This is a genomic window from Kitasatospora sp. NEAU-69 (genome assembly GCF_057158765.1).
The window spans coordinates 24,441-50,514 of record NZ_JBWXUE010000003.1 but is presented as its reverse complement, the minus strand read 5'-3'; the positions used below and the strand labels follow the sequence as shown (position 1 = coordinate 50,514).

The window sequence follows — 26,074 nt, the reverse complement described above, 5'->3', positions numbered from 1 at the left end:
GTGGCCGGATTTCGTAGGCTTCCAGATATGTCCGATGCGCATGCGGATCGCCGAGAGCGCCTCCGAGAGCACTGCAGCGCGGGCGGAGCGGACGCGGCGCTGGTCACCCGGGCCGCCAACGTCAGATACCTGACGGGCTGCGCTCCGTGCGGCGCCACCCTGCTGCTGACCCGTGAGCGGGCGGTGCTGGTGCTGCCCGCCGACCTGCCGCCGGACGATACCGGCGAGCACCCGTACGCCGCCGACCTGCCGCACCTGGTCGCCGGACCGGATCAGGACACCGCGCAGAGCGCCGCCGCGGCCGCCGCCGGGCTCGGTGTGCGGGCGGTCGCGGTGGAGGAGCACGACCTCACGGTCAGCCGCCACCGCGGGCTGGCCGCGCTGCTGCCGCAGTCCCGGCTGGTCGATCTGACCTGCGCGGTCGAGCGGTTGCGGGTGGTCAAGGACGAGCACGAGATCGGCGAGCTGCGGATCGCCGCCGAGATCGGCGACCAGGCGCTCGGTGAGCTGCTGGAGTCGATCCTGGTCGGGCGCACCGAGCGGCACCTGGCGATGGAGCTGGAGCGCCGGATGATCGACCACGGCGCCGACCGGGCCGCGTTCCCGGTCTCGGTCGGCACCGGGAGCCACTCCGGGCGGATCGCGCACGCGCCCACCGACCGCAGGGTCGAGGAGGGCGACTTCCTGACCGTCTCGCTCGGCGCGCAGTACCGCGGCTACAGCGTCTCGGCCACCCGGACCTTCGTGATCGGCGCTGCTCCCGCGCCCTGGCAGGTGGACCTGCACCGGCTGGTCTTCGAGGCGCAGCGGGCCGGCCGGGAGGCGCTGGCACCGGGCGCGCCGGGGGCCGAGCCCGACCGTGCCGCCCGCGATCTGCTCCGCTCGGCGGGCTTCGTCGAAGCGCCCGCCCAGCCGTTCGGACACGGTGTGGGGCTGGAGGTCAGGGAGGCGCCGCAGCTTGCACCCGGAGAGATGGGTAAACTGGACAATCGCGTGCCGGTCACCGTCGGTCCAGGGGTTCATCTCCCGGGTCGAGGCGGTGTCCGGATCGAGGACACGCTCGTCGTGCGCCCTCTCGAAGAGGGTGGGCCCGAGCTGCTCACCATTACCACCAAGGAGCTCCTCGCCCTGTGACCACCGCCCAGGTGGAGCAGGCCGCACCCCTTGGTTCCTTGACAGCTATATCAGGAGTAAGTGCGCCCGTGGCTTCCACGAACGATCTCAAGAACGGCATGGTCCTCAAGCTCGACAACGACCAGCTCTGGTCCGTCGTCGAGTTCCAGCACGTCAAGCCGGGCAAGGGCCCTGCCTTCGTGCGCACCAAGCTCAAGAACGTGCTGAGCGGCAAGGTCGTCGACAAGACGTTCAACGCGGGCACCAAGGTCGAGACCGCCAATGTCGACAAGCGCGGCATGCAGTTCTCGTACAAGGACGGCGAGCAGTTCGTGTTCATGGACATGGACACCTACGACCAGATGATGATCAGCCCCGCGGTCGTCGGCGACGCTGCGAACTACCTGCTGGAGGGCTTCGAGGCCCTGGTCGCCGTGTACGAGGGCAACCCGCTGTACATCGAGCTGCCGGCCTCGGTCGAGCTGGTCATCACGGAGACCGAGCCCGGCCTGCAGGGCGACCGCTCCACCGGCGGCACCAAGCCGGCCACGCTGGAGACCGGCGCCGAGATCGCCGTCCCGCTCTTCATCACCACCGGCGAGAAGATCAAGGTCGACACCCGCGACGGCAGCTACCTCGGCCGGGTGAACAAGTAACCGTGTCGTCCGCACGCACCAAGGCCCGCACGCGGGCCTTCCAGATCCTCTTCGAGGCCGACCACCGGGACGTCAGCCCGCTGTCGGTCCTCGCCGACTGGGTCGCCCGCGCGCGGGAGGCCAAGCCCGGCGACGGCATCCCCACGGTGGCCGAGTACACCATGGAGCTGGTCGAGGGCTACGTCGAGCACGCCCGTCGGATCGACGAGCTGATCTCGACCTACGCGGTCGGCTGGACGCTGGACCGGATGCCGATCGCGGACCGCAACGTCCTGCGGCTCGGCGCCTACGAGCTGATCTGGGAGGACGGCGTCCCGGACGCGGTCGTCGTGGACGAGGCCGTGGAGATCGCCAAGGAGTACTCCACGGACGACTCCCCGGCCTTCGTGAACGGTCTGCTGGCCCGGTTCATGGAGCTCAAGCCGACCCTCCGCCGGGGCTGAGCCGCGGCGGTACCGCCGGTTCGGCCGGCGTTGGGCGCACCCTTCGATGGCCGTCGGACCTTCCGGTCCGGCGGCCATCGCGCGTACGTTGTTACTGGCAAGTACAGAATTACTGACCGGTAACTTTCCGAAGGGTGTCGCCCCATGACGACCGCAACCGCCACCAGCAGCGAGTTCGACCAGGCCATCGCGCTCGCCCCGGACCCGGCGGCGCCCGGCCGCCACCGCGGCGAGCTCGGCGCCGGCTGGCAGATCGGCGGCGGTATCAACGGCGGACTGCTGCTCGCCGTGGCCGCCAACGCGCTGCGCCAGGAGCTGCCCGGCCACCCCGACCCGCTCTCGATCAGCGGCTACTACCTCTCCTCCGCCACCGCCGGACCGGCCACGGTGCAGACCGACGTGGTGCGCCGCGGCCGCTCGCTCTCCACCGCGACCGCTGCCCTCCACCAGGACGGCCCGGACGGCGTGCCGGTCGAGCGGCTGAGAGTGCTGGCCAGTTACGGCGACCTGGCCGAGCTGGACGGCGAGGTGCTCACCGCCGCCACCGCGCCGGAGCTGCCGCCGGTGGAGCAGTGCATCGGCGTCGAGCACGCGCCGCCCGGTCTGCTCAAGCAGGCCGCGCTGCTGGAGCGCTTCGACCTGCGGCTCGACCCGGCCACCATCGGCTGGGCGCTCGGCCAGCCGTCGAAGCAGGGCCGGATCCAGGGCTGGTTCAAGCTCGCCGACGGCCGTCAGCCCGACCCGCTCTCGCTGCTGCTGGTCGCCGACGCGCTGCCGCCGGTCACCTTCGACCTCGGGATGCCCGGCTGGGCCCCGACCATCGAGCTCACCGTGCACCTGCGGGCCAAGCCCGCGCCCGGCTGGCTGCGGGTCAGCCACAGCACCCGCAACCTGGCCGGCGGCCACTTCGAGGAGGACGCCGAGGTCTGGGACGCGGACGGCCGCCTGGTCGCCCAGTCCCGCCAGCTGGCCCGGGTGCCGCGCCCGCAGCAGTAGCTAGCCTTCGCGGCACCTGACATGCCGACACACGCCGACGGCGCGGCCCCCTTGCGGGGACCGCGCCGTGACGTTTCTTCAGCTGAACGACCGTCAGCTGGCGTCGTCCTCGCGGACGGCGCGACGGGCGTCGGAGTTGAGCACGCCCCAGCTGATCAGCTGCTCGGTCAGGATCGACGGCGACTGGTCGTAGATCACGGCCAGCGTGCGCAGGTCGTCCTGGCGGATCGACAGCACCTTGCCGTTGTAGTCCCCGCGCTGCGACTGGATGGTCGCGGCGTAGCGCTGCAGCGGGCCGGCCTTCTCGCTGGGGACCTGGGTCAGTCTCTCCAGGTCCAGCACCAGGCGCGGCGGCGGCTCGGCCGCGCCGCCCGGGGTGCCGCCGGGCAGCAGCTCCTGCACCGGAACGCCGTAGAACTCGGCCAGTTCGGCGAGCCGCTGCACGGTCACCGCACGGTCGCCGCGCTCGTAGGAGCCGACCACGACCGCCTTCCAGCGCCCCTGGGACTTCTCCTCGACGCCATGCAGGGAGAGACCCTGCTGAGTGCGGATAGCACGGAGTTTGCCTCCGAGCTGCTTCGCGTAGTCGCTGGACATTGGTCTCCCCGGACGAAAATTGCCTTTTCATGGTGGCTACGGGGGAGCGAGGTGCACCTCGCGGCCCAGGGCGTCCTACCGATGGGTTCGACGTCTGTTCCGTAACTCACTGTGAGGTTACGTAGAGTAAGGTGGCCGCGTCAAGCCGAATGGGGCAGTCGTGCGAACGCGCTGCTATCTCTGCGTGAACACGACACGAAGCGTGGCGAAGACGACAAGATCACCCTGGTAGGATGGCTGAGGCTACCGGCGCGCCGGGGAGCCGTTCATCAGACATCCTTTAAGGCCCGTCCTGTGAGGCGGGGAAGGAGGTCCGCTTCGGCATGACCACACAGACCGATACACCGCGTCCGCCGCACCAGGTGCTGGACGGCGCCGACATCTCCCGGGTGATCACCCGGATCGCGCACGAGATCGTGGAGCGCGCCAAGGGCGCGGAGGACGTCGTCCTGCTCGGCATCCACACCCGCGGTGTCCACCTCGCCCGCCGGCTGCACGCCAAGCTCACCCAGATCACCGGCCGCGACATCCCGCTGGGCACGCTCGACATCACCATGTACCGGGACGACCTGCGGCTCAAGCCCGCCCGCGCCCTGGAGCACACCGAGATCCCGGCCACCGGGATCGACGGCAGGCTGGTGATCCTCGTGGACGACGTGCTCTTCTCCGGCCGCACCATCCGCGCCGCGCTCGACGCGCTCGGCGACATCGGCCGCCCGCGCGCCGTGCAGCTGGCCGTCCTGGTGGACCGGGGCCATCGCGAGCTGCCGATCCGCGCCGACTACGTGGGCAAGAACCTGCCCACCTCGCTGCGCGAGGCCGTGCAGGTCAAGCTCGCCGACAGCGACGGCGTGGACGCCGTCCTGGTCGGTGACCGCGACTACGCCGCCCGCAGCTCGCAGGCTCTCGCCGCCCCGAACCCCTCGGCCCCCCATCTTTCGGAGTAAAGGCCCCGTGAAGCGCCACCTCGTCTCCGCCGCCGATCTCAGCCGCGACGACGCGCTGCTGATCCTGGACACCGCCGAGGAGCTCGCCCAGCTCGCCGGCCGGTCCGTCAAGAAGCTCCCCACGCTGCGCGGCCGCACCGTCGTCAACCTCTTCTTCGAGGACTCCACCCGCACCAAGACCTCGTTCGAGGTCGCCGAGAAGCGGCTCTCCGCCGACGTCGTCAACTTCGCCGCCAAGGGCTCCTCGGTCTCCAAGGGCGAGAGCCTGAAGGACACCGCGCTGACCCTGCAGGCGATGGGCGCCGACGCGGTCGTGATCCGCCACCACGCCTCGGGCGCGCCGGCCCGGCTCGCGCAGTCCGACTGGCTGCACGGCAGTGTGATCAACGCCGGTGACGGCACCCACGAGCACCCCACCCAGGCCCTGCTGGACGCGTTCACCATGCGCCGGCACCTCAACCCGGGCCTTGGCAAGGACCTCGCCGGACGCCGGATCACCATCGTCGGCGACGTGCTGCACAGCCGGGTGGCCCGCTCGAACGTGCTGCTGCTGAACACGCTCGGCGCGCACGTCACGTTCGTCGCCCCGCCCACGCTGCTGCCGATCGGCATCGAGCACTGGCCGTGCGAGGTCTCCTACGACCTCGACGCGACCCTCGCCAAGTCCGACGCGCTGATGCTGCTGCGGGTCCAGCGCGAGCGGATGAACGCCGCGTTCTTCCCCACCGAGCGCGAGTACGCGCGCCGCTACGGCATGAACGCCCAGCGGATGGCCCACCTGCCCGAGCACGCCATCGTGATGCACCCCGGCCCGATGGTCCGCGGCATGGAGATCACCGCCGAGGTGGCCGACTCGCCGCGCTGCACCGCGGTCGAGCAGGTCGCCAACGGCGTCTCGATCCGGATGGCCGTCCTGTACCTCCTGCTCGGCGGGGCCACCCTCGCCGACAACCACCGCACCGACAGCAACGAGGCCGCCCAGTGAGTAGCTACCTGATCCGCAACGCCCAGATCCTCGGCGGCCCCGCGCAGGACATCCTGATCGTGGACGGCGTGATCCGGGAGATCGGCGCCGGCCTCACCGCCGAGGCGGACGTCGACATCGACGCGCACGGTCTGATCGCGCTGCCCGGCCTGGTCGATCTGCACACCCACCTGCGCGAGCCCGGCCGCGAGGACGCCGAGACGGTGCTGACCGGCACCCAGGCTGCGGCCAAGGGCGGCTACACCGCCGTGCACGCGATGGCGAACACGTTCCCGGTGGCCGACACCGCGGGCGTCGTCGAGCAGGTCTGGCGGCTCGGCCAGGAGTCCGGCTACTGCGACGTGCAGCCGGTCGGCGCCGTCACGGTCGGCCTGGAGGGCAAGAAGCTCGCCGAGCTCGGCGCGATGCACGAGTCCGCCGCGAACGTGCGCGTCTTCTCCGACGACGGCAAGTGCGTGGACGACGCGGTGATCATGCGCCGCGCGCTGGAGTACGTGAAGGCGTTCGATGGCGTCGTCGCGCAGCACGCCCAGGAGCCGCGGCTCACCGAGGGCGCCCAGATGAACGAGGGCCGGGTCTCCGGCGAGCTCGGCCTCGGCGGCTGGCCGGCGGTGGCCGAGGAGGCGATCATCGCCCGCGACGTGCTGCTCGCCGCGCACGTCGGCTCGCGGCTGCACGTCTGCCACGTCTCGACGGCCGGCTCGGTGGAGATCGTCCGCTGGGCCAAGGCCAAGGGCTGGAACGTCACCGCCGAGGTGACCCCGCACCACCTGCTGCTGACCGACGAGCTGGTCCGCTCGTACGACCCGGTCTACAAGGTCAACCCGCCGCTGCGCACCGCCGAGGACGTGCAGGCGCTGCGCGCCGCGCTGGCCGACGGCACCATCGACGCGGTCGCCACCGACCACGCGCCGCACCCGGCCGAGGACAAGGACTGCGAGTGGGCGGTCGCCGCGATGGGCATGGTCGGCCTGGAGACCGCGCTGTCGGTGGTCCAGCAGGCGATGGTCGACACCGGCCTGCTGACCTGGGAGGGCGTCGCCGACCGGATGTCGCACCGCCCCGCCCGGATCGGCCGGCTGAGCGGCCACGGCCGCCCCGTCTCGGTCGGTGAGCCGGCCAACCTGGTGCTGTTCGATCCCGCGTACCGTGGCACCGTGAACCCCGACAGCTTCGCCACTCGCAGCCGTAACACCCCCTACCGCGGCCTCGACCTGCCGGGACGGGTGCACGCCACCTTCCTGCGCGGGGTGCCCACCGTGCTGGCCGGCGAGCTGGTCGAGCCGGGCGAGCTCGCGTGAGCGCGAGCACGGCCACCGCTGTCACGCTGCTCGCGATGGAGAAGGCCAAGGTCACCAACTGGCCGATGCACATCGGCTGGATCGTCGGTCTGCTGATCCTGGTCGCGCTGCTCTACTGGCTGATGCGCCAGGGCTGGAACTGGCGCCGCACGCTCCAGTCGGACCTGCCCGAGCTGCCCGCCGTGCCGACCGGCACCGGGACGGCCATCCTGGAGAGCAGCGGCCGCTACCACGGCAGCACGACCGCCGGGAACTGGCTGGACCGGGTCGTCGCGCACGGCCTGGGCACCCGCAGCCTGGCCGAGCTGACCCTGAGCGAGCAGGGCCTGCTGGCCCGCCGACCGGGTGACACCGACCTGTGGATCCCGGCCGCCGACCTGACGGGGGCCCGGACCGACTCCGGGATCGCCGGCAAGGTCGTCCCGGCCGGTCTGCTGGTGGTCAGCTGGACGCTGCGGGGCAAGGGCACGCAAGCCCGGGAGCTCGACTCGGGCTTCCGGCTGGACCGCCCGGAGCAGCACACCGCGTGGGTCGCGGCGATCACCGAACTTGCTGTACGTACGACGAAGAAGACGGAAGGCGTAACACCATGACCGCAGCTGCCCCCACCACACGGCATTCCTGGCGGGAGCGCGTGCCGGCCGTGCTCGTCCTGGAGGACGGCCGGACGTTCCACGGTCAGGCGTACGGCGCGACCGGCGAGACCTTCGGCGAGGCTGTCTTCAACACCGGCATGTCCGGCTACCAGGAGACCCTGACCGACCCGTCGTACCACCGCCAGGTGGTCGTGATGACCGCGCCGCAGATCGGCAACACCGGCGTCAACGACGAGGACCCGGAGTCGAAGCGGATCTGGGTCGCCGGTTTCGTCGTCCGCGACCCCGCCCGGGTGCCGTCGAACTGGCGCTCGCAGCGTTCGCTGGACGCCGAGCTGACCGCGCAGGGCGTGGTCGGGATCAGCGGCATCGACACCCGCGCGCTGACCCGCCACCTGCGCGAGCGCGGTGCGATGCGGGTCGGCATCTTCTCCGGCCCCTCGCTCGCCAAGCCGGCCGAGCTGCTGGCCCGGGTGCAGCAGGCGCCCGAGATGAAGGGCGCCGACCTGTGCGCCGAGGTCGCCACCGCCGAGCCGTACGTCGTGCCGGCGATCGGTGCCAAGAAGTTCACCGTCGCGGCGGTGGACCTGGGCATCAAGGCGATGACCCCGCAGCGGATGGCCGAGCGCGGCATCGAGGTGCACGTGCTGCCGGCGAACTCCACTGCCGAGGACATCTACGCGGTCAACCCGGACGGCGTCTTCTTCTCCAACGGTCCGGGCGACCCGGCCACCGCCGACCACCAGGTCGCGGTGCTGCGCGAGGTGCTGAGCCGCAAGACCCCGTTCTTCGGGATCTGCTTCGGCAACCAGATCCTCGGCCGCGCGCTGGGCTTCGGCACCTACAAGCTCAAGTACGGCCACCGCGGCATCAACCAGCCGGTGCAGGACCGCACCACCGGCAAGGTCGAGGTCACCGCGCACAACCACGGCTTCGCCGTCGAGGCCCCGCTCGACCGGGTCAGCGACACGCCGTTCGGCCGCGCCGAGGTCTCGCACGTCTGCCTCAACGACGACGTCGTCGAGGGCCTGCAGTGCCTGGACACGCCCGCCTTCAGCGTGCAGTACCACCCCGAGGCGGCGGCCGGCCCGCACGACGCCGCGTATCTGTTCGATCGGTTCGTAGAGCTCATGGCCGGCGCCCCGGCCCGTACCACCGCAGGGAGCTGACCCGTGCCGAAGCGCACTGATATCAAGTCCGTTCTGGTCATCGGCTCCGGCCCGATCGTCATCGGCCAGGCGGCGGAGTTCGACTACTCCGGCACCCAGGCCTGTCGCGTGCTGCGCGCCGAGGGCCTGCGGGTCGTGCTGGTGAACTCCAACCCGGCCACGATCATGACCGACCCGGAGATCGCCGACGCGACGTACGTCGAGCCGATCACGCCGGAGTTCGTCGAGAAGATCATCGCCAAGGAGCGCCCCGACGTGCTCCTGCCCACCCTGGGCGGCCAGACCGCGCTGAACACCGCGATCTCGCTGCACCAGGACGGCACGCTGGAGAAGTACGGCGTGGAGCTGATCGGCGCCAACGTCGAGGCGATCAACAAGGGCGAGGACCGCCAGCTGTTCAAGCAGGTCGTCGAGGCCGTCAAGGCCAAGATCGGCTACGGCGAGTCGGCCCGCTCGGTGATCTGCCACTCGATGGAGGACGTGCTCGCGGGCGTCGAGACGCTCGGCGGCTACCCGGTCGTGGTCCGCCCCTCCTTCACCATGGGCGGCGCCGGCTCCGGCTTCGCGCACGACGAGGAGGACCTGCGCCGGATCGCCGGCCAGGGCCTGACCCTCTCGCCGACCACCGAGGTGCTCCTGGAGGAGTCCATCCTCGGCTGGAAGGAGTACGAGCTCGAGCTGATGCGCGACCGCAACGACAACGTCGTGGTGGTCTGCTCGATCGAGAACTTCGACCCGATGGGCGTGCACACCGGCGACTCGATCACGGTCGCGCCGGCCATGACGCTGACCGACCGCGAGTACCAGATCCTGCGTGACATCGGCATCGCGGTGATCCGCGAGGTCGGTGTCGACACCGGCGGCTGCAACATCCAGTTCGCGATCAACCCGGAGGACGGCCGGGTCATCGTGATCGAGATGAACCCGCGCGTCTCGCGCTCCTCGGCGCTCGCCTCCAAGGCGACCGGCTTCCCGATCGCCAAGATCGCCGCGAAGCTGGCCGTCGGCTACACGCTGGACGAGATCCCCAACGACATCACCGAGCAGACCCCGGCCTCGTTCGAGCCGACGCTCGACTACGTGGTCGTCAAGGTCCCGCGGTTCGCCTTCGAGAAGTTCCCCTCCGCTGACGCGACGCTGACCACGACCATGAAGTCGGTCGGCGAGGCGATGGCGATGGGCCGCAACTTCCCCGAGGCGCTGAACAAGGCGCTGCGCTCGCTGGAGAAGAAGGGCTCGCAGTTCTCCTGGGCGGGCCCGGTCGGCGACAAGGCCGAGCTGCTCACCAAGGCGCAGATCCCGACCGACGGCCGGATCAACACCGTGATGGAGGCGATCCGGGCCGGCGCGAGCCAGCAGGAGGTCTTCGACGCGACGAAGATCGACCCCTGGTTCGTGGACCAGCTCTTCCTGCTCGACGAGATCGCCGCCGAGCTGGTCGAGGCCGACCGGCTCGACCCGGAGCTGCTGCGGCACGCCAAGCGGCACGGCTTCTCCGACCAGCAGATCGGCGAGATCCGCGGGCTCAAGCCGGACGTGGTCCGCGAGGTGCGGCACGCGCTCGGCATCCGCCCGGTCTTCAAGACGGTGGACACCTGCGCCGCCGAGTTCGCCGCGAAGACCCCGTACTTCTACTCGTCCTACGACGAGGAGAACGAGGTCGCGCCGCGCACCAAGCCCGCGGTGATCATCCTCGGCTCGGGCCCGAACCGGATCGGCCAGGGCATCGAGTTCGACTACTCCTGCGTGCACGCCTCCTTCGCGCTCGCCGAGGCCGGCTACGAGACCGTCATGGTCAACTGCAACCCGGAGACCGTCTCCACCGACTACGACACCTCCGACCGGCTCTACTTCGAGCCGCTCACGCTGGAGGACGTGCTGGAGATCGTGCACGCCGAGACCCAGGCGGGCCCGGTCGCCGGTGTGATCGTGCAGCTCGGCGGCCAGACCCCGCTGGGCCTGGCGCAGGCGCTGAAGGACAACGGCGTGCCGATCGTCGGCACCCAGCCGGAGGCGATCGACCTCGCCGAGGAGCGCGGCGCGTTCGGCCGGGTGCTGCGCGACGCCGGCCTGCCGGCCCCCAAGCACGGCACCGCCTTCTCCTTCGAGGAGGCCAAGGCGATCGCCGACGAGATCGGCTACCCGGTGCTGGCCCGCCCGTCCTACGTGCTCGGCGGGCGCGGCATGGAGATCGTCTACGACGAGGAGTCGCTCGCCTCCTACCTGGAGCGGCACGCCGGTCTGATCTCCGAGCACCCGGTGCTGATCGACCGCTTCCTGGACGACGCGGTGGAGATCGACGTCGATGCGCTCTACGACGGCACCGAGCTCTACCTCGGCGGCGTGATGGAGCACATCGAGGAGGCCGGCATCCACTCCGGCGACTCGGCCTGCGCGCTGCCCCCGATCACGCTCGGCGGCTACGACATCAAGCGGCTGCGCACCTCCACCGAGGCGATCGCCCGCGGCGTCGGCGTGCGCGGTCTGATCAACATCCAGTTCGCGCTGGCCGGGGACATCCTCTACGTGCTGGAGGCCAACCCGCGCGCCTCGCGGACCGTGCCGTTCACCTCCAAGGCGACGGCCGTCCCGCTGGCCAAGGCGGCGGCCCGGATCTCGCTCGGCGCCACCATCGCCGAGCTGCGCGCCGAGGGCATGCTGCCGGCCGAGGGCGACGGCGGCACGCTGCCGGCCGACTGCCCGGTCTCGGTCAAGGAGGCCGTGATGCCGTGGAGCCGCTTCCGCGACATCCACGGCCGCGGCGTGGACACCGTGCTCGGCCCCGAGATGCGCTCGACCGGCGAGGTCATGGGCATCGACCGGGTCTTCGGCACCTCGTACGCGAAGGCGCAGGCCGGCGCGTACGGCGCGCTGCCGACCAAGGGCAAGGTCTTCGTCTCGGTCGCCAACCGGGACAAGCGCAACCTGGTCTTCCCGGCCCGCGCGCTGGTCGAGCTCGGCTTCGAGGTGCTGGCCACCGCCGGCACCGCCGAGGTGCTGCAGCGCGGCGGCATCCCGTCCACGCTGGTGCGCAAGCACAGCGAGGGCGAGGGCCCGAACGGCGAGCGGACCATCGTGCAGCTGATCCACGACGGCGAGGTCGATCTGATCATCAACACGCCGTACGGCACCGGCGGCCGGCTCGACGGCTACGAGATCCGCACCGCGGCCGTCTCGCGCGGCGTGCCGTGCCTGACCACCGTCCAGGCGATGGGCGCGGCCGTCCAGGGCATCGACGCGCTGACCCGCGGCGACGTCGGAGTGATGTCGCTCCAGGAGCACGCGGCGCTGATCAACGCCAGCCGCAAGTAGCACGATCCTGAGTGGGAGGCACCCGAGTCGGGTGCCTCCCACAGCCATGCGAGGAGCCCTGTGTACAAGATTCTGTTCAACCTGGTCTTCCGGAAGATGGACCCGGAGAAGGCCCACCACCTGGCCTTCTTCTGGATCCGGTTGGCCGCCTCGGTGCCCGGCCTGCGGCAGCTGGTCGCGCTGGTGCTGGCGCCGAAGGACCGGGCGCTGCGCACCAGCGCGCTCGGCCTGGACCTGCCGGGCCCGTTCGGCCTGGGCGCCGGCTTCGACAAGAACGCGGTCGGCATCGACGGCCTGGCGATGCTCGGCTTCGACTACGTCGAGATCGGCACCGTGACCGGTGAGCCGCAGCCCGGCAACCCGACGCCGCGGCTCTTCCGGCTGGTGGACGACCGGGCGCTGATCAACCGGATGGGCTTCAACAACCAGGGCTCGGCCCGGATCGCGGCCCGGCTGGCCGAGCGGCAGCGCGGCCCGCTGAGCCCGGTGGTCGGCGTCAACATCGGCAAGACCAAGGTGGTCGAGGAGGCCGACGCGGTCGCCGACTACGTGAAGAGCACCGAGCGCCTCGCCGGGCACGCCGACTACCTCGTGGTCAACGTCTCCTCGCCGAACACCCCGGGGCTGCGCAACCTGCAGGCCGTCTCGCACCTGCGCCCGCTGCTCACCGCGGTGCGCGAGGCCGCCGACCGCAGCTGCCCGCACCACGTGCCGCTGCTGGTCAAGATCGCGCCGGACCTGGCCGACGACGACGTGGACGCGGTTGCCGACCTGGCGCTGGAGCTCGGCCTGGACGGGATCATCGCCACCAACACCACGATCGGCCGCGAGGGCCTGCGGGCACCGGCCGCGCAGGTCGAGGCGATCGGGATGGGCGGGCTCTCCGGCGCGCCGCTGAAGGGGCGCTCGCTGGAGGTGCTGAAGCGGCTGCGCAAGCGGACCGAGGGGCGCCTGGTGCTGGTCTCGGTCGGCGGCATCGAGAGCGCCGAGGACGCCTGGCAGCGGATCCTGGCCGGTGCCGACCTGGTGCAGGGCTACAGCGCCTTCATCTACGAGGGGCCCTTCTGGATGCGCCGGGTGCACAAGGGCCTGAGCCTGCGGCTGCGCCGGGCCGGCTACCGCTCGATCGCGGAGGCGGTCGGCGCCGGCGCCTGACCCATGGAATGTGTGATCATCTTTTGGATGATCATCTGACGACATGTCATAAATCGGGGGGATGTGACAGTCCGAGGACTGGTTTGGGAGAGTTCGGTGTCCAGCCACAGCTCGGAGCGGTCGAAAGGTGCTACTTCATGGCCAACCCCTTGCAGCTGCGGGCCGAGCTGCTCGCCAACCATGCCGAAGGGGCGTACCGGCGCCTGGTGCTGCACGCACCGGGAGTGCCGCAACGGGTCCGCCCCGGCCACTTCGCCGCGCTCGCGGTCGGCGGCGCGAACTCCGCGCTGCTGCTGCGGCGGCCCTTCGCGATCCACCGGGCCGACCCGGCGGCGGAGACCATCGACCTGGTGGTCGCCGCGCGCGGGGACGGCAGCCGGCAGCTGGCACAGAGCCGGCCCGGTGACCCGCTCGACCTGATCGCGCCGCTCGGCACGCCGTTCCCGCTGCCGGACGGCCCGGTCAGCGCGCTGCTGGTGGCCGGCGGCTACGGCAGCGCGCCGCTCTTCGCGCTCGGCGCCGAGATCCAGCGGCGCGGCGGCCAGGTCGGCTTCCTGCTCGGCGCCTCGACGGCCGGGCGGCTGTACGGCGTCGAGCAGGCCCGCGCGCTCACCCCGGACGTGCTGGTGCTCACCGAGGACGGCTCGCTCGGCATGCGCGGGCGGGTCACCGACCCGCTGGCCCAGGCGATCCAGGCGATCGGCGCGAGCGTGCTCTACGCCTGCGGCCCGATGCCGATGCTCAGCGCGGTCAGCGAGACCGCCGGGCCGCTCGGGGTGCGCTGCCACACCTCGGTCGAGGTGGCCATGGCCTGCGGCACCGGCATCTGCATGAGCTGCGTGCTGCCGGTGATCGGCGCGGACGGGCGGAGCAGCTTCGTCCGCTCCTGCACCGACGGGCCGGTCTTCGACGGCGCGCGGGTGCGCTGGGCCGACATCGGGAGCATCCCGGCCGATCTGGACGGCGCCGCGGCGATGGGGGTGTCGGCATGACGCTCGACACGACCCTCGATGCGGCGCTCGATCCGCAGGACGTCGATCTGACCGCACCGCTGGGTGCGCTGTCGATCCCCAACCCGGTCAGCACCGCCTCCGGCTGCGCGGGCTACGGGCGCGAGCTGGCCCGGTTCGTCCCGCTGGACGCGCTCGGCACCGTCACCACGAAGACGCTGATGCCGTACCCGCGGGCCGGTCTGGCCACCCCGCGGATGGCCGAGACGCCGTCCGGCATGCTCAACGCGATCGGCCTGCAGGGCTGCGGGATCGATGCCTTCGTCGAGCGCGAGCTGCCCTGGCTCGCCGAGCGCGGCGCCCGGGTGCTGGTCTCGATCGCGGGGGAGCGGCTGGAGGAGTTCACCGACGCCGCCGAGCGGCTGAACGGCCACCCCGGCGTGGCCGGCCTGGAGCTCAACATCTCCTGCCCGAACGTGGCCGACCGCGGCCTGGTCTTCGCCAGCAACCCGGCCACCTCCTACGACGTGGTGCGCGCGGTGCGCAAGGTCACCGACCCGGAGCTGCCGGTCTACGCGAAGCTCTCGCCGGACGTCACCTCGATCACCGAGATCGCCGCGGCCTGCGTGCAGGCCGGCGCCGACGGCCTCTCGATGGTCAACACCTCGCTCGGCATGGCGATCGACCTGGACACGCTGCGCCCGGCGCTGGCCGCCGGCGCCGGCGGGCTCTCCGGGCCGGCGCTGCGCCCGATCGCGCTGCGCTGCGTCTACCAGGTGCACGCCGCGATGCTGGCCGGCCGGATTCCGCAGGTGCCGATCCTCGGCATGGGCGGCGTGCGCACCGGGCGGGACGCGCTGGAGTTCACCCTGGCCGGGGCGAGCGGGGTGGCGGTCGGTACCGCGCTCTTCCAGGACCCGGCCGCACCCCTGCGGATCCTCGAGGAGCTGCGCGAGCTGCTCGCGGCCCGGGGATTCGCGAAGTACACGGACGCGGTGGGGTTCGCCCACCACGGCCACCGGAACAACAACGCTCATCAGAACAGTGCTCATCGGAACAACACCGCTCATCGGAACAACGAGGAAAGGCCCTCATGACGCTCGCTCCCTTCGGTACCCGGCTGCGCCAGGCGATGGACGCCCGCGGCCAGCTCTGCGTCGGCATCGACCCGCACGCCGCCCTGCTCTCCGCGTGGGGGCTCGGCGACGACCTGGCGGGCCTGGAGACCTTCAGTCGCACCGTGGTCGAGGCGCTCGCCGACCGGGTCGCCGTGCTCAAGCCGCAGGCCGCGTTCTTCGAGCGGTTCGGCAGCAAGGGCGTCGCGGTGCTGGAGCGCACCGTGGTCGAGGCCCGGGCGGCGGGTGCGCTGGTGGTGATGGACGCCAAGCGCGGCGACATCGGCTCCACCATGGCCGCCTACGCCGAGGCCTTCCTGGCGCCCGGCAGCCCGCTCTTCTCGGACGCGCTCACGGTCAGCCCGTACCTCGGCTTCGGTTCGCTGCAGCCCGCCGTGGACCTGGCGCACAAGCACGGCACCGGCCTGTTCGCGCTCGCGCTGACCTCCAACCCGGAGGGCTTCGAGGTCCAGCGCGCGCAGGACGCGGAGGGCGTGAGCGTGGCGCAGCGGATCCTGCGCCGGCTCGCGGCCGAGAACGCCGGCGCCGAGCCGCTCGGCTCGTTCGGCGCGGTGGTCGGTGCCACGCTCGCCGAAGCCGGGGTGGATCTGGCGATCAACGGGCCGCTGCTGGCGCCCGGCGTCGGCGCCCAGGGGGCGACCATGGCGGACCTGCCGCGGGTCTTCGGGGCTGCCGTACGTGACGTTGTACCGAGCGTCAGTCGGGATGTGCTCAAGCACGGCCCGTCCGTCGAGGGGCTGCGGACGGCCGCACAGCGCTTCATCGACGAGGTGCGGGTCGTTTCGGCGATCTGAGGCGATGTGAGGGCTGTCACACTCGCTTGACGAAGAGGGGCCAAACCGGGCCGTTTTCTCCCGAAAAGTCCTGGCCTACCTGTGCTGACCAGGACTTTTCGGCTTCTTTTCCTGACGCGGGCGCGCAATGCGGGTAGTGTCCGGCGGTAGGTGCCCAGTCGCGCTGTGCTTCTCGTTGCTCTCGCAGGTCAGAGCAGCTAGGTTCCACTGCGGCCGGAGTCCAGGAGGCCCTCAGGGCACCTGGTACGACCTATGTCCTAGCACTTCATTTCCTTCCAGACCCTGAGGTGAACGGCGTGGCTCTTCCGCCCCTTACCCCTGAACAGCGCTCCGCCGCGCTGGCCAAGGCCGCCGAGGCTCGCCGGGAGCGCGCCGAGGTGAAGAACCGACTCAAGCACTCGGGTGCTTCCTTGCACGAGGTCATCAAGGCCGGCAAGGAAGACAACGACGTGATCGGCAAGATGAAGGTCTCCGCACTGCTGGAGAGCCTTCCGGGCGTCGGCAAGGTCCGCGCCAAGCAGATCATGGAGCGCCTGGGGATCAGCGAGAGCCGCCGGGTTCGCGGCCTCGGTACGAACCAGATCGCTTCGCTGGAGCGCGAGTTCGGCGCCACCGCGTCCTGAGCTCGGGCTCGGCGCCCCCCGGTGGTGCCGGGTTCGTCCAGGATCCGGGATAATCGGTGCATGAGTGAACGTCCGCGGCTGACCGTGCTCTCCGGCCCCTCGGGGGTCGGCAAGAGCACGGTCGTCGCTCATATGAGGCAGCAGCACCCCGAGGTCTGGCTTTCGGTGTCGGCGACCACCCGGCGCCCCCGGCCCGGCGAGAAGGACGGGGTTCATTACCACTTCGTCGACAACGACGAGTTCGACAAGCTGGTCGCCAACGGCGAACTGCTGGAGTCGGCCGTCTTCGCCGGCAACCGCTACGGCACCCCGAGGGCCGCGGTCGAGGAGAAGCTGGAGCGCGGCGAGCCCGTGCTGCTGGAGATCGACCTGCAGGGCGCCCGCCAGGTGCGCGAGTCGATGCCCGAGGCACAGCTGGTCTTCCTGGCCCCGCCGAGCTGGGACGAGCTGGTCCGCCGGCTCACCGGGCGCGGCACCGAGGCACAGGACGTGATCGACGAGCGGCTCGCCGCCGCGCGGATCGAACTGGCCGCCGAGCCGGAGTTCGACACCACGCTGGTGAACACCTCGGTCGAACAGGTCGCGACAGAACTGCTAGCCTTGCTCGGTGTAGCCTGATCCGATATCTGTGATCAGTTTTCTGTCTTTGCCACCCTTTCGGAAGGTTTTCGCGTGTCCTCTTCTATGACCGCGCCTGAGGGCATCATCAACCCGCCGATCGATGAGCTGCTTGAGGCCACCGACTCGAAGTACAGCCTGGTGATCTACGCCGCCAAGCGCGCGCGTCAGATCAACGCGTACTACTCGCAGCTCGGCGAGGGTCTCCTGGAGTACGTCGGCCCGCTGGTCGACACCCACGTGCACGAGAAGCCGCTGTCGATCGCGCTCCGCGAGATCAACGCTGGCATGCTCACCGCCGAGGCCGTCGACGCCCCGTGATGTGCTGATGGAGGGCCCGCCGGATCCGTCCGGCGGGCCTTTCGTGTTCTGAGGGGTCGTAGGGTGACCCTGTGACTGAGAAGAGCCCTGTGAACCAGCCCCGTGTGGTCCTCGGAGTGAGTGGCGGGATCGCCGCGTACAAGGCGTGCGAGCTGCTCCGGCGGTTCACCGAGTCGGGGCACCAGGTCACCGTGGTGCCGACCGCGGCGGCGCTGCACTTCGTCGGCGAGGCCACCTGGGCCGCGCTCTCCGGGCGGCCGGCGGCCACCGAGACCTGGGAGCGGGTGCACGAGGTCCCGCACGTGCGGATCGGGCAGCAGGCCGACCTGGTGATCGTCGCGCCCGCCACCGCCGACCTGCTCGCCAAGGCCGCCCACGGCCTGGCCGACGACCTGCTGACGAACACGCTGCTGACCGCCCGGTGCCCGGTGGTCTTCGCCCCCGCGATGCACACCGAGATGTGGGAGCACCCGGCCACCCAGGAGAACGTCGCGACGCTGCGCCGGCGCGGCGCGATCGTGATCGAGCCCGCCGTCGGCCGGCTGACCGGCGTGGACACCGGCAAGGGCCGGCTGCCCGACCCGGACGCGATCTTCGCCGCCTGCCGCCGGATCCTGGCCCGTGGCGGCCTGGAGGCGGACCTGGCCGGCCGGCACGTGGTGGTCTCGGCCGGCGGCACCCGTGAGCCGCTCGACCCGGTGCGCTTCCTCGGCAACCGTTCGTCCGGCAAGCAGGGCTACGCGCTGGCCGCGACCGCCGCCGCGCGCGGCGCCCGGGTCACGCTGCTCTCCGCGAACGCCGAGCTGCCGGAGCCGGCCGGCGTCGATGTGATCAAGGTCTCCACAGCGCTGGAGCTGCGCGAGGCGGCCGTCAAGGTCGCGGCGGAGGCGGACGTGGTCGTGATGGCGGCCGCGGTGGCCGATTTCCGGCCGGCCGAATATGCCACTGGGAAGATCAAGAAGAAGGACGGCGTCGATCCCGCGCCGGTCGCACTGGTCCGCAACCCGGACATCCTCGCCGAGCTCAGTGCGCACCGGGCCCGTCCCGGCCAGCTGGTGGTCGGCTTCGCCGCGGAGACCGACGAGGTGCTCGCCAACGGCCGGGCCAAGCTCGCCCGCAAGGGCTGCGACCTGCTGGTGGTCAACGAGGTCGGCGAGCGCAAGGCGTTCGGCGTGGACACCAACGAGGCCGTGGTGCTCGGTGCGGACGGCTCCGAGACGCCGATTCCGGTCGGCCCCAAGGAGCAGCTCGCCGAGACGGTCTGGGACCTGGTCGCGGCCCGGCTGCCGCGCTGAGTAACACACGTTGTCCGGTTTATCGCCGTTCTCCTTCGGGTAAGGCTGACCGGGTGATCATCTGGTGAGACGACCTGTCCAGAAATGGGGGAGGGAGTCTTCCCGGAGGAAAGCCGACCGTTACACTCCAGGAATCAAGTCTTTCCGGACGCCCCGGCCCGGCCGGGAGCGTTCAGTCAGCAGCCGCTGCAACCCCAGGGAGCGCTGTGTCTCGCCGCCTGTTCACCTCGGAATCCGTCACCGAGGGACACCCCGACAAGATCGCTGACCAGATCAGCGACACCATCCTCGACGCCCTCCTGAAGGACGACCCGACCTCCCGGGTCGCCGTGGAGACGCTGATCACCACCGGCCAGGTGCACATCGCCGGTGAGGTCACCACGAAGGCGTACGCGCCGATCGCGCAGCTGGTGCGCGAGAAGATCCTGGAGATCGGGTACGACAGCTCGAAGAAGGGCTTCGACGGCGCTTCGTGCGGCGTCTCGGTCTCGATCGGCTCGCAGTCGCCCGACATCGCCCAGGGCGTGGACAGCGCGCACGAGCACCGCGTCGAGGGTGACGAGGACGAGCTGGACCGCCAGGGCGCCGGTGACCAGGGCCTGATGTTCGGCTACGCGTGCGACGACACCCCCGAGCTGATGCCGCTGCCGATCACGCTGGCGCACCGCCTGGCGCGCCGGCTGACCGAGGTGCGCAAGAACGGGAAGATCCCGTACCTGCGCCCCGACGGCAAGACCCAGGTCACCATCGAGTACGACGGTGACAAGCCGGTCCGCCTGGACACCGTGGTGGTCTCCACCCAGCACGCCAGCGACATCGACCTGGACTCGCTGCTCGCTCCCGACATCCGCGAGTTCGTCGTGGAGCCGGAGCTCGCGGGTCTGGACCTGGACACCTCGGACTACCGGCTGCTGGTGAACCCGACCGGTCGCTTCGAGATCGGCGGCCCGATGGGCGACGCCGGCCTGACCGGCCGCAAGATCATCATCGACACCTACGGCGGCATGGCCCGCCACGGCGGCGGCGCGTTCTCCGGCAAGGACCCGTCCAAGGTCGACCGCTCGGCCGCCTACGCGATGCGCTGGGTCGCCAAGAACATCGTCGCGGCCGGCCTGGCCACCCGCGCCGAGGTGCAGGTCGCGTACGCGATCGGCAAGGCCGAGCCGGTGGGCCTGTTCGTCGAGACCTTCGGCACCGAGACCGTCCCGGTGCTGAAGATCCAGGAGGCCGTCACCCAGGTCTTCGACCTGCGCCCGGCCGCGATCATCCGCGACCTGGACCTGCTGCGGCCGATCTACTCCCAGACCGCCGCGTACGGCCACTTCGGCCGTGAGCTGCCGGACTTCACCTGGGAGCGCACCGACCGGGCCGAGCAGCTGAAGGTCGCTGCGAACGCCTGATCACGGCTCTGGTCATTGTTTGACCATCGCTTTCGGCGGCGGCGGTCACCCCGGCTGGGGTGGCCGCCGCCGTTCGTTGTCAGCACGACGTGGTACCACTGAACGGACATGAGCAGCGAGGACACCACCCCCGGCGGCGGGCCGCCCGAGCAGCTGGCGCTGATCCGCGAGACCGTGCGCCGGGCGAAGCCCCGGACCTGGCGCGGTGCCCACCTGGCCGAGGAGCTTCCGGTCGCCCGGGTCGTGGTGGACAAGGGCCTGCTGCACCTCGACCAGTTCTTCGACTACGCCGTCCCGGTCGCGATGGCCGAGACCGCGCAGCCCGGCGTCCGGGTCAGGGTCCGGTTCGGCGCCCGGGTGACCGCCGCCGGGCGGCGTGAGGGCGGCGAGCTGCACGACGGCTTCGTGGTCGCCCGACTGGCCACCAGCGACTACACCGGACCGCTCGCCCCGCTGGCCCAGGTGCTCTCGCCGGAGCCGGTGCTGACGCCCGCTCTGCTGAAGCTCAGCCGCACGGTCGCCGACCGCTACGCCGGCTCGCTCGCCGACGTGCTGCAACTCGCCGTGCCGCCCCGGCACGCCAAGGCCGAGGCCGAGCCCTCGCCCGCGCCGCTCCCGCCGCCGGCCGCGCCCGAGCCGGGCGGCTGGCAGCGCTACCCGCACGGACCGGAGTTCCTCGGCGCACTCACCGCCGGTCACGCCCCCCGCGCGGTCTGGACGGCGCTGCCCGGGCCCGACTGGCCGCGCGAGATCGCCGCCGCGGTCGTCGCGGCGCTGGCCGGCGGGCGCGGCGCGCTCGTGGTGCTGCCGGACGGGCGGGCGGTGGCGCGGGTCGACCAGGCGCTGACCGAGCTGCTCGGCGGCCCGGAGCGACATGCCGTCCTCACCGCCGACCTCGGCCCCAAGGAGCGCTACCGGGCTTGGCTCTCGGTCAGCCGCGGCTCGGTGCGCGCCGTGATCGGCACCCGGGCCACCGTCTTCGCGCCGGTCCGCGACCTCGGCCTGCTGGTCGTCTGGTCGGACGGCGACAGCAGCCACAGCGACCCGCGCGCCCCGCACCCGCACGTGCGCGAGGTCGCGCTGCTGCGGGCCGCCGAGGAGGGGGCGGCGGTGCTGCTCGGCGGGCTCGCGATGACGGTCGAGGGGGCGCAGCTGCTGCGCACCGGGTGGGCCAGGCCGCTGGCCGCCGACCGCGCGGTGGTGCGTGAGACGGCGCCGCGGATCCGCACCGTCGGCGACGGGGACCAGGCCAGGGACGCCGCGGCGCACGCTGCCCGGCTGCCCTCGGTCGCCTGGCAGGCGGCTCGCGAGGCGTTGCGCGAGGGGCCGGTGCTGGTCCAGGTGCCGCGCCGCGGGTACGTGCCGCGGCTGGCCTGCGAGCGCTGCCGCACGCCGGCCCGCTGCGCGCACTGCGTCGGGCCGCTGGAGGCCACCGGCGCGGCGAGTGCGCTGCGCTGCGCGTGGTGCGGGGTGGAGGAGAAGGAGTGGCACTGCGTCGAGTGCGGCTCGTTCCGGCTGCGGGCGCAGGTGGTGGGTGCGCGGCGGACGGCGGAGGAGCTGGGCAAGGCGTTTCCGCAGGTCCCGGTCCGCACCAGCGGGCGGGACGCGGTGCTGGCCGGCGTCGCGGGGGAGCCGGCGCTGGTGATCTCCACGCCCGGCGCCGAGCCGGTGGCCGAGGGCGGGTACGCGGCCGCGCTGCTGCTGGACGGCTGGGCGCTGCTGAACCGCCCCGACCTGCGGGCGGGCGAGGAGACCCTGCGGCTCTGGCTGGCGGCGGCGGCGCTGGTCAGGCCGGCGGCGGCGGGCGGGCTGGTGGTGGTCGTCGCGGAGCCGACCGCCCGGCCGGTGCAGGCCCTGGTCCGCTGGGACCCGGCCGGGCACGCCGGGCTGGAACTGGAGGAACGCGCGCAGCTCGGGTTCCCGCCGGTCTCCCGGATGGCCTCGGTCACCGGCACGCCGCGAGCGGTCGAGGACCTGCTGAGCCTGACCCGCCTCCCGGAGGGCACCGACCTCCTCGGCCCGGTCCCGCTCCCGGCGGTGCGGGGGGAGGAGCAGGAGCGCGCCCTGCTCCGAGTCCGGCCAGGCCAGGGCGGAGCCTTGGCCTCGGCCCTGAAGGCCGCACAGATCGCCCGGGTGGCGCTGCGGACGGCGGAGCCGGTGAAGGTGCGCATCGACCCGCTGGACATCGGGTAGCGGGGTGGGGGTGGGCCGCTCTGCTGAGCGCGCGGAAAGTCGGGGTGGCCGACTTTCGGGGCGCGGGGGACGAGAGGGCTGAGCTTCGCTCGGGGGTCGGCTCGAAAGTCGGAGTGGCCGACTTCCGAGGTTCGGACCTTGGCTCGCTCGGGGCCGCCTGGCCCCAGAGAAGTCGGAGTGGCCGACTTCCGGGGTTCGGACTTGGGCTCGCTCGGGGGCGCCTGGCCCCGGGGAAGTCGGAGTGGCCGACACGCGCGTTCGGACTTGGCTCGCTCGGGGGTATCTGGCGCCCGGGAAGTCGGAGGGGCCGACTTCCTGTTTTCAGGGTGGCTCGGGTCCCGGAGGGTTGGTGGGGGCGATTTTCGGGGGCGCGCGGGAAAAGTCGGGGTGGCTGACGTCCCGTGCTTGGGGCGCGGAAGTCGGAGTGGCTGATTCCCTTGTTCGGGGAGGCGGCGGGAGTGCGGGGAAAGTTGGGGTGGGCGACTTTCTGGGCTCGGGCTCCGGAAGTCGGCGGGGCTGACTTCTCGGGTCGGGGGGGGGGGGCTTCAGGGGCTTGGGAGTGGTGGGCCCCGAAGGTTGGGGTGGCTGACTTTCGGGGGGTGGGAGAAGTCGGGTGGGCTGACTTCTCGGGTGCTGGGGTGGTTTGTGAGTGGGGGTTACTCGCGCTGGGGGCCTTGGAAGTCGGTGGGGGTGACTTTCAAGGGCAGTAGGGGGAGTTGGGGGGGACGACTTCTCGGGGCTGGGTGGGGTGGTGTGGGGGTGCTAGAAGTCGGTGGGGCTGATTTCTGGGGTGAGTGGGGGCGCTGGGCTTCTGGAAGTTGGTGGGGGTGAGTTTCAGGGGGGTGAGTGGGGTGGGGGTGTTGGGTGCCCGGTAGTCGGTGGGGGTGACTTTTGGTGCTGGGCGTGGGAAGTCGGGGTGGCTGACTTTCAGGGCTTGGGGGTGCTAGGGAGTTGGGGTGCGGGGGTGGAGTAAGTGGGGGGCGGAAATCGGCCTTTCCCACCCCCCCCCCCCCCCCCCCCCCCAGTGGTGTGGTGGCTTCCCCCACCTCGGAGGGGGGGGGTGGGGGGGGGGGGGGGGGTGGGGGGGGGGGGGGGGAGGGGGGGGGGGGGAGAGTTTTTTTCCCCCCCCCCCCCCCCCCCATCGCACCGCAGGTGGTGTGGTGGCTGCCTCAGCTGCGGACTTGGAGGCCGGGGCGGTCGAGGCCGCCCTGGCGGGCGGCGGGGACGGTGCGGGCGAGGTGGGCGGGTTCTGGGGTGGGGGTGGTGGGCGGGGTGTCGTCGGGGAGCAGGTCGTCGCGGGGGCCGGCCGGGGCGGGCAGGACTGCGCCTGCCGTCGGGCCGCCCGCTGCGCCGAGCAGCTCGCCGGCCGAGCGGCGCATGCCGTAGCGGCGGTGCACGGCCTGCTTGGTGACGCCGAGGGCGGAGCCCACCGAGTCCCAGGAGAAGCCGAGCGCGCGGTCGAACTCGACGGCGGCCGCGACCAGGGTCTCCACGCTCTCGCGCAGTTCCTGGGCGAGCCGGACGGTCGGCGCCGGCGCCCGCCCGTAGACCACGAAGCCGCCGGAGCTGCTCGGGCGGCGCGGCCGGTAGACGTTGCCCAGCTGGGCGGTGAGGGTGCGCAGGGCGTCGACCTGGCGGCGGACACGTTCGATGTCGCGCACCAGCAGGTGCAGGCTCGCCCGTGCCCGGGTGTCGTGGTTGATCTGCTCGGCCATCGTGCTCAGGCCACCTTCCCGGTGAAACTCACGGTCGGAAAACTCTCGGTCAATCCCACTTGACCAACGCCGGAGCAGGGTCCGGGGTCACGCGTTGGAACCGTCCGGGATATGCCAGATAGGACGGCCGACATGGGCACGTCCACCGCATAGACTGTCGTGCTGTCCCGCGGCCGTGCCCGCCGCTGATCCCGAGAAGGAGCCTGCCGCCGTGGCGATCAAGCCGATCCGGATCTTCGGTGACCCGGTGCTGCGCGCGAAGGCGCAGCCGGTGACCACCTTCGACAAGGAGCTGCGCACCCTGGTCAAGGACCTCACCGAGACCATGCTGGACGCCCCGGGCGCCGGCCTGGCTGCGCCTCAACTCGGGATATCCCTAAGGGTGTTCACCTACCACGTGGACGGTGTGACCGGCCACCTGATCAATCCGGACCTGCACCTCTCCGAGGAGGAGCAGGACGGCCCCGAGGGCTGCCTGTCGCTGCCCGGCCTCCGTTTCGACACCAGGCGCGCGTTCGGCGTGGTGGCCCGCGGCTTCAACGAGTACGGCGACCCGGTGACCGTCGAGGGCACGCAGCTGCTGGCCCGCTGCATCCAGCACGAGACCGACCACCTGGACGGGATCATCTTCATCGACCGGTTGGATCGGGAGGCGCGCAAGGAGGCGATGCGCGCCGTCCGGGAGGCCGACTGGGGCACCGGCCCGGCCCCCGAGATCCGGGTCTCGCCGCACAGCACGTTCGGTCCCGTTCGCTGAGCGACCGCATAGCCGAACACAACGACTGAGTACTGAAAGGCTGTTGTCTTGCGTCTTGTCTTCGCCGGAACCCCCGAGGTAGCCGTTCCCGCCCTGGAGGCGCTGCTCGCCTCCGACCGGCACGAGGTGGTCGCGGTGGTGACCCGGCCCGACGCGCCCGCCGGTCGTGGCCGCCGGCTGGTCGCCAGCCCGGTCGGGCAGCGCGCCGAGGAGGCGGGGATCGAGGTCCTCAAGCCCGCGAAGCCCGGCGAGCCCGAGTTCCTCGCCCGGCTGGCCGAACTGGCGCCCGACTGCTGCCCGGTGGTCGCCTACGGCGCGCTGCTGCGCGAGCCGGCGCTGGAGATCCCCCGGCACGGCTGGGTCAACCTGCACTTCTCGCTGCTGCCCGCGTGGCGCGGCGCGGCCCCGGTGCAGCACGCGGTGCTGGCCGGCGACCAGATGACCGGCGCCTCGACGTTCCGGATCGAGCGCGGCCTGGACTCCGGCCCGGTCTTCGGCGTGATCACCGAGGAGATCCGGCCGACCGACACGAGCGGCGAGCTGCTGGACCGGCTCGCCCGGTCCGGCTCCGGCCTGCTCGTCGCGACCATGGACGGCATCGAGGACGGCAGTCTGGTGGCCGTCCCGCAGCCGGCCGACGGGATCACGCTGGCGCCGAAGATCAACGTCGAGGACGCCCGGATCGAGTGGCAGCACCCCGCGCTGCGGATCGACCGCCTGGTGCGCGGCTGCGCGCCCGCGCCCGGCGCCTGGACCACGTTCCGTGGTGAGCGGCTCAAGCTCTCCGGCCCGGCGAAGCTCGTCACAGACGCCGCTGAGCTGGCCCCCGGTGAGCTCGCGGTCAGCAAGAACGCGGTGCGGGTCGGCACCGGCAGCCACGAGATCGAGCTGGGCGAGGTGCAGCCGCAGGGCAAGAAGCCGATGCGCGCGGCAGACTGGGCGCGTGGGGTGCGGATCGAGAGCGGCGAACTGCTCGGCGGCTGAACACGTGGGCCGGCCACG

At 71.8% G+C, this 26,074-nt stretch carries 24 protein-coding genes; 22 read left to right on the top strand and 2 right to left on the bottom strand.

The window, feature by feature from the left end; all coding sequences use genetic code 11:
- Positions 1–27 precede the first annotated feature (27 nt).
- From AC060L_RS04480 to AC060L_RS04465, 4 genes are all read left to right on the top strand, one after another.
- Positions 28–1,134 (top strand): M24 family metallopeptidase, encoded by a 1,107-nt coding sequence (locus tag AC060L_RS04480; RefSeq protein WP_483797112.1) that lies wholly within the window; start codon positions 28–30, stop codon positions 1,132–1,134.
- Positions 1,135–1,202: 68 nt separating this feature from the next.
- On the top strand, positions 1,203–1,769 hold the full coding sequence (gene efp, locus AC060L_RS04475) for an elongation factor P (protein ID WP_483797110.1): 567 nt from the start codon (positions 1,203–1,205) through the stop codon (positions 1,767–1,769).
- 2 nt (positions 1,770–1,771) lie between these two features.
- On the top strand, positions 1,772–2,212 hold the full coding sequence (nusB, locus tag AC060L_RS04470) for a transcription antitermination factor NusB (protein ID WP_483797108.1): 441 nt from the start codon (positions 1,772–1,774) through the stop codon (positions 2,210–2,212).
- A gap of 144 nt (positions 2,213–2,356) precedes the next feature.
- Complete coding sequence (locus AC060L_RS04465) at positions 2,357–3,208, top strand: thioesterase family protein (protein ID WP_483797106.1); 852 nt, start codon at positions 2,357–2,359, stop codon at positions 3,206–3,208.
- Between the two features lie 93 nt (positions 3,209–3,301).
- Here the strand turns inward: AC060L_RS04465 and bldD are convergent, their stop codons facing one another.
- Positions 3,302–3,805, bottom strand: coding sequence for a transcriptional regulator BldD (gene bldD / locus AC060L_RS04460; protein ID WP_483797105.1), 504 nt, complete (start codon positions 3,803–3,805; stop codon positions 3,302–3,304).
- Positions 3,806–4,128: 323 nt separating this feature from the next.
- Here bldD and pyrR point away from each other — a divergent pair, with 323 nt between their 5' ends.
- The 16 genes from pyrR to AC060L_RS04380 all read left to right on the top strand — a co-directional run bounded on the left by pyrR (position 4,129) and on the right by AC060L_RS04380 (position 22,600).
- Positions 4,129–4,752 (top strand): bifunctional pyr operon transcriptional regulator/uracil phosphoribosyltransferase PyrR, encoded by a 624-nt coding sequence (gene pyrR, locus AC060L_RS04455; protein ID WP_483797104.1) that lies wholly within the window; start codon positions 4,129–4,131, stop codon positions 4,750–4,752.
- A 7-nt stretch (positions 4,753–4,759) separates the two neighbouring features.
- Positions 4,760–5,737 (top strand): aspartate carbamoyltransferase catalytic subunit, encoded by a 978-nt coding sequence (locus tag AC060L_RS04450; protein WP_483797103.1) that lies wholly within the window; start codon positions 4,760–4,762, stop codon positions 5,735–5,737.
- Complete coding sequence (locus AC060L_RS04445; RefSeq protein ID WP_483797102.1) at positions 5,734–7,038, top strand: dihydroorotase; 1,305 nt, start codon at positions 5,734–5,736, stop codon at positions 7,036–7,038. The genes AC060L_RS04450 and AC060L_RS04445 overlap by 4 nt, the downstream gene beginning before the upstream one ends.
- Before the next feature lie 35 nt (positions 7,039–7,073).
- Complete coding sequence (locus AC060L_RS04440) at positions 7,074–7,631, top strand: PH-like domain-containing protein (RefSeq protein ID WP_483797427.1); 558 nt, start codon at positions 7,074–7,076, stop codon at positions 7,629–7,631.
- Positions 7,628–8,803, top strand: coding sequence for a glutamine-hydrolyzing carbamoyl-phosphate synthase small subunit (gene carA / locus AC060L_RS04435; protein ID WP_483797101.1), 1,176 nt, complete (start codon positions 7,628–7,630; stop codon positions 8,801–8,803). Before AC060L_RS04440 ends, carA begins: the two co-directional genes overlap by 4 nt.
- 3 nt (positions 8,804–8,806) lie before the next feature.
- A complete protein-coding gene (gene carB, locus AC060L_RS04430) occupies positions 8,807–12,115 on the top strand; it encodes a carbamoyl-phosphate synthase large subunit (RefSeq protein WP_483797100.1) in 3,309 nt (1,102 codons plus the stop codon).
- 60 nt (positions 12,116–12,175) lie between these two features.
- Positions 12,176–13,270 (top strand): quinone-dependent dihydroorotate dehydrogenase, encoded by a 1,095-nt coding sequence (locus tag AC060L_RS04425; RefSeq protein ID WP_483797098.1) that lies wholly within the window; start codon positions 12,176–12,178, stop codon positions 13,268–13,270.
- A 137-nt stretch (positions 13,271–13,407) separates the two neighbouring features.
- Entirely contained in the window at positions 13,408–14,262 is an 855-nt protein-coding gene (locus AC060L_RS04420; RefSeq protein WP_483797097.1) for a dihydroorotate dehydrogenase electron transfer subunit, read from the top strand.
- A complete protein-coding gene (locus AC060L_RS04415; protein WP_483797095.1) occupies positions 14,259–15,317 on the top strand; it encodes a dihydroorotate dehydrogenase in 1,059 nt (352 codons plus the stop codon). Before AC060L_RS04420 ends, AC060L_RS04415 begins: the two co-directional genes overlap by 4 nt.
- Positions 15,314–16,150 carry an orotidine-5'-phosphate decarboxylase gene (gene pyrF / locus AC060L_RS04410; protein WP_483797094.1) on the top strand — a complete coding sequence of 279 codons (837 nt, stop codon included), beginning with the start codon at positions 15,314–15,316 and terminating at the stop codon, positions 16,148–16,150. Before AC060L_RS04415 ends, pyrF begins: the two co-directional genes overlap by 4 nt.
- 296 nt (positions 16,151–16,446) lie before the next feature.
- Positions 16,447–16,773 (top strand): integration host factor, actinobacterial type, encoded by a 327-nt coding sequence (gene mihF, locus AC060L_RS04405; protein ID WP_483797093.1) that lies wholly within the window; start codon positions 16,447–16,449, stop codon positions 16,771–16,773.
- A 60-nt stretch (positions 16,774–16,833) separates the two neighbouring features.
- Positions 16,834–17,391, top strand: coding sequence for a guanylate kinase (gmk, locus tag AC060L_RS04400; protein WP_483797092.1), 558 nt, complete (start codon positions 16,834–16,836; stop codon positions 17,389–17,391).
- A 54-nt stretch (positions 17,392–17,445) separates the two neighbouring features.
- Positions 17,446–17,712 carry a DNA-directed RNA polymerase subunit omega gene (rpoZ, locus tag AC060L_RS04395; protein ID WP_483797091.1) on the top strand — a complete coding sequence of 89 codons (267 nt, stop codon included), beginning with the start codon at positions 17,446–17,448 and terminating at the stop codon, positions 17,710–17,712.
- Positions 17,713–17,801: 89 nt separating this feature from the next.
- Positions 17,802–19,007: a bifunctional phosphopantothenoylcysteine decarboxylase/phosphopantothenate--cysteine ligase CoaBC gene (coaBC, locus tag AC060L_RS04390; protein ID WP_483797090.1), complete on the top strand. Its 1,206-nt coding sequence runs from the start codon at positions 17,802–17,804 to the stop codon at positions 19,005–19,007.
- Between the two features lie 206 nt (positions 19,008–19,213).
- Entirely contained in the window at positions 19,214–20,407 is a 1,194-nt protein-coding gene (gene metK, locus AC060L_RS04385) for a methionine adenosyltransferase (RefSeq protein WP_483797089.1), read from the top strand.
- A 108-nt stretch (positions 20,408–20,515) separates the two neighbouring features.
- Complete coding sequence (locus tag AC060L_RS04380) at positions 20,516–22,600, top strand: primosomal protein N' (protein WP_483797088.1); 2,085 nt, start codon at positions 20,516–20,518, stop codon at positions 22,598–22,600.
- 1,169 nt (positions 22,601–23,769) lie between these two features.
- Here AC060L_RS04380 and AC060L_RS04375 read toward each other — a convergent pair.
- Complete coding sequence (locus AC060L_RS04375) at positions 23,770–24,315, bottom strand: hypothetical protein (RefSeq protein ID WP_483797086.1); 546 nt, start codon at positions 24,313–24,315, stop codon at positions 23,770–23,772.
- 211 nt (positions 24,316–24,526) lie between these two features.
- On the opposite strand from AC060L_RS04375, the gene def reads away from it, so the two are divergent.
- Positions 24,527–25,072 (top strand): peptide deformylase, encoded by a 546-nt coding sequence (def, locus tag AC060L_RS04370; RefSeq protein ID WP_483797085.1) that lies wholly within the window; start codon positions 24,527–24,529, stop codon positions 25,070–25,072.
- A gap of 48 nt (positions 25,073–25,120) precedes the next feature.
- Positions 25,121–26,056 carry a methionyl-tRNA formyltransferase gene (fmt, locus tag AC060L_RS04365; protein WP_483797084.1) on the top strand — a complete coding sequence of 312 codons (936 nt, stop codon included), beginning with the start codon at positions 25,121–25,123 and terminating at the stop codon, positions 26,054–26,056.
- The last annotated feature ends 18 nt before the right edge of the window (positions 26,057–26,074 follow it).

Excerpts from the sequence above, each read along its gene's own strand:
- gmk (WP_483797092.1), top strand. The coding sequence starts at position 16,834 with ATGAGTGAACGTCCGCGGCTGACCGTGCTCTCCGGCCCCTCGGGGGTC.
- pyrF (WP_483797094.1), top strand. The coding sequence starts at position 15,314 with ATGACGCTCGCTCCCTTCGGTACCCGGCTGCGCCAGGCGATGGACGCC.
- AC060L_RS04420 (WP_483797097.1), top strand. The coding sequence starts at position 13,408 with ATGGCCAACCCCTTGCAGCTGCGGGCCGAGCTGCTCGCCAACCATGCC.
- AC060L_RS04380 (WP_483797088.1), top strand. The coding sequence starts at position 20,516 with ATGAGCAGCGAGGACACCACCCCCGGCGGCGGGCCGCCCGAGCAGCTG.
- AC060L_RS04415 (WP_483797095.1), top strand. The coding sequence starts at position 14,259 with ATGACGCTCGACACGACCCTCGATGCGGCGCTCGATCCGCAGGACGTC.
- bldD (WP_483797105.1), bottom strand. The coding sequence starts at position 3,805 with ATGTCCAGCGACTACGCGAAGCAGCTCGGAGGCAAACTCCGTGCTATC.
- AC060L_RS04465 (WP_483797106.1), top strand. The coding sequence starts at position 2,357 with ATGACGACCGCAACCGCCACCAGCAGCGAGTTCGACCAGGCCATCGCG.
- pyrR (WP_483797104.1), top strand. The coding sequence starts at position 4,129 with ATGACCACACAGACCGATACACCGCGTCCGCCGCACCAGGTGCTGGAC.
- AC060L_RS04480 (WP_483797112.1), top strand. The coding sequence starts at position 28 with ATGTCCGATGCGCATGCGGATCGCCGAGAGCGCCTCCGAGAGCACTGC.
- AC060L_RS04440 (WP_483797427.1), top strand. The coding sequence starts at position 7,074 with ATGGAGAAGGCCAAGGTCACCAACTGGCCGATGCACATCGGCTGGATC.
- AC060L_RS04375 (WP_483797086.1), bottom strand. The coding sequence starts at position 24,315 with ATGGCCGAGCAGATCAACCACGACACCCGGGCACGGGCGAGCCTGCAC.
- carA (WP_483797101.1), top strand. The coding sequence starts at position 7,628 with ATGACCGCAGCTGCCCCCACCACACGGCATTCCTGGCGGGAGCGCGTG.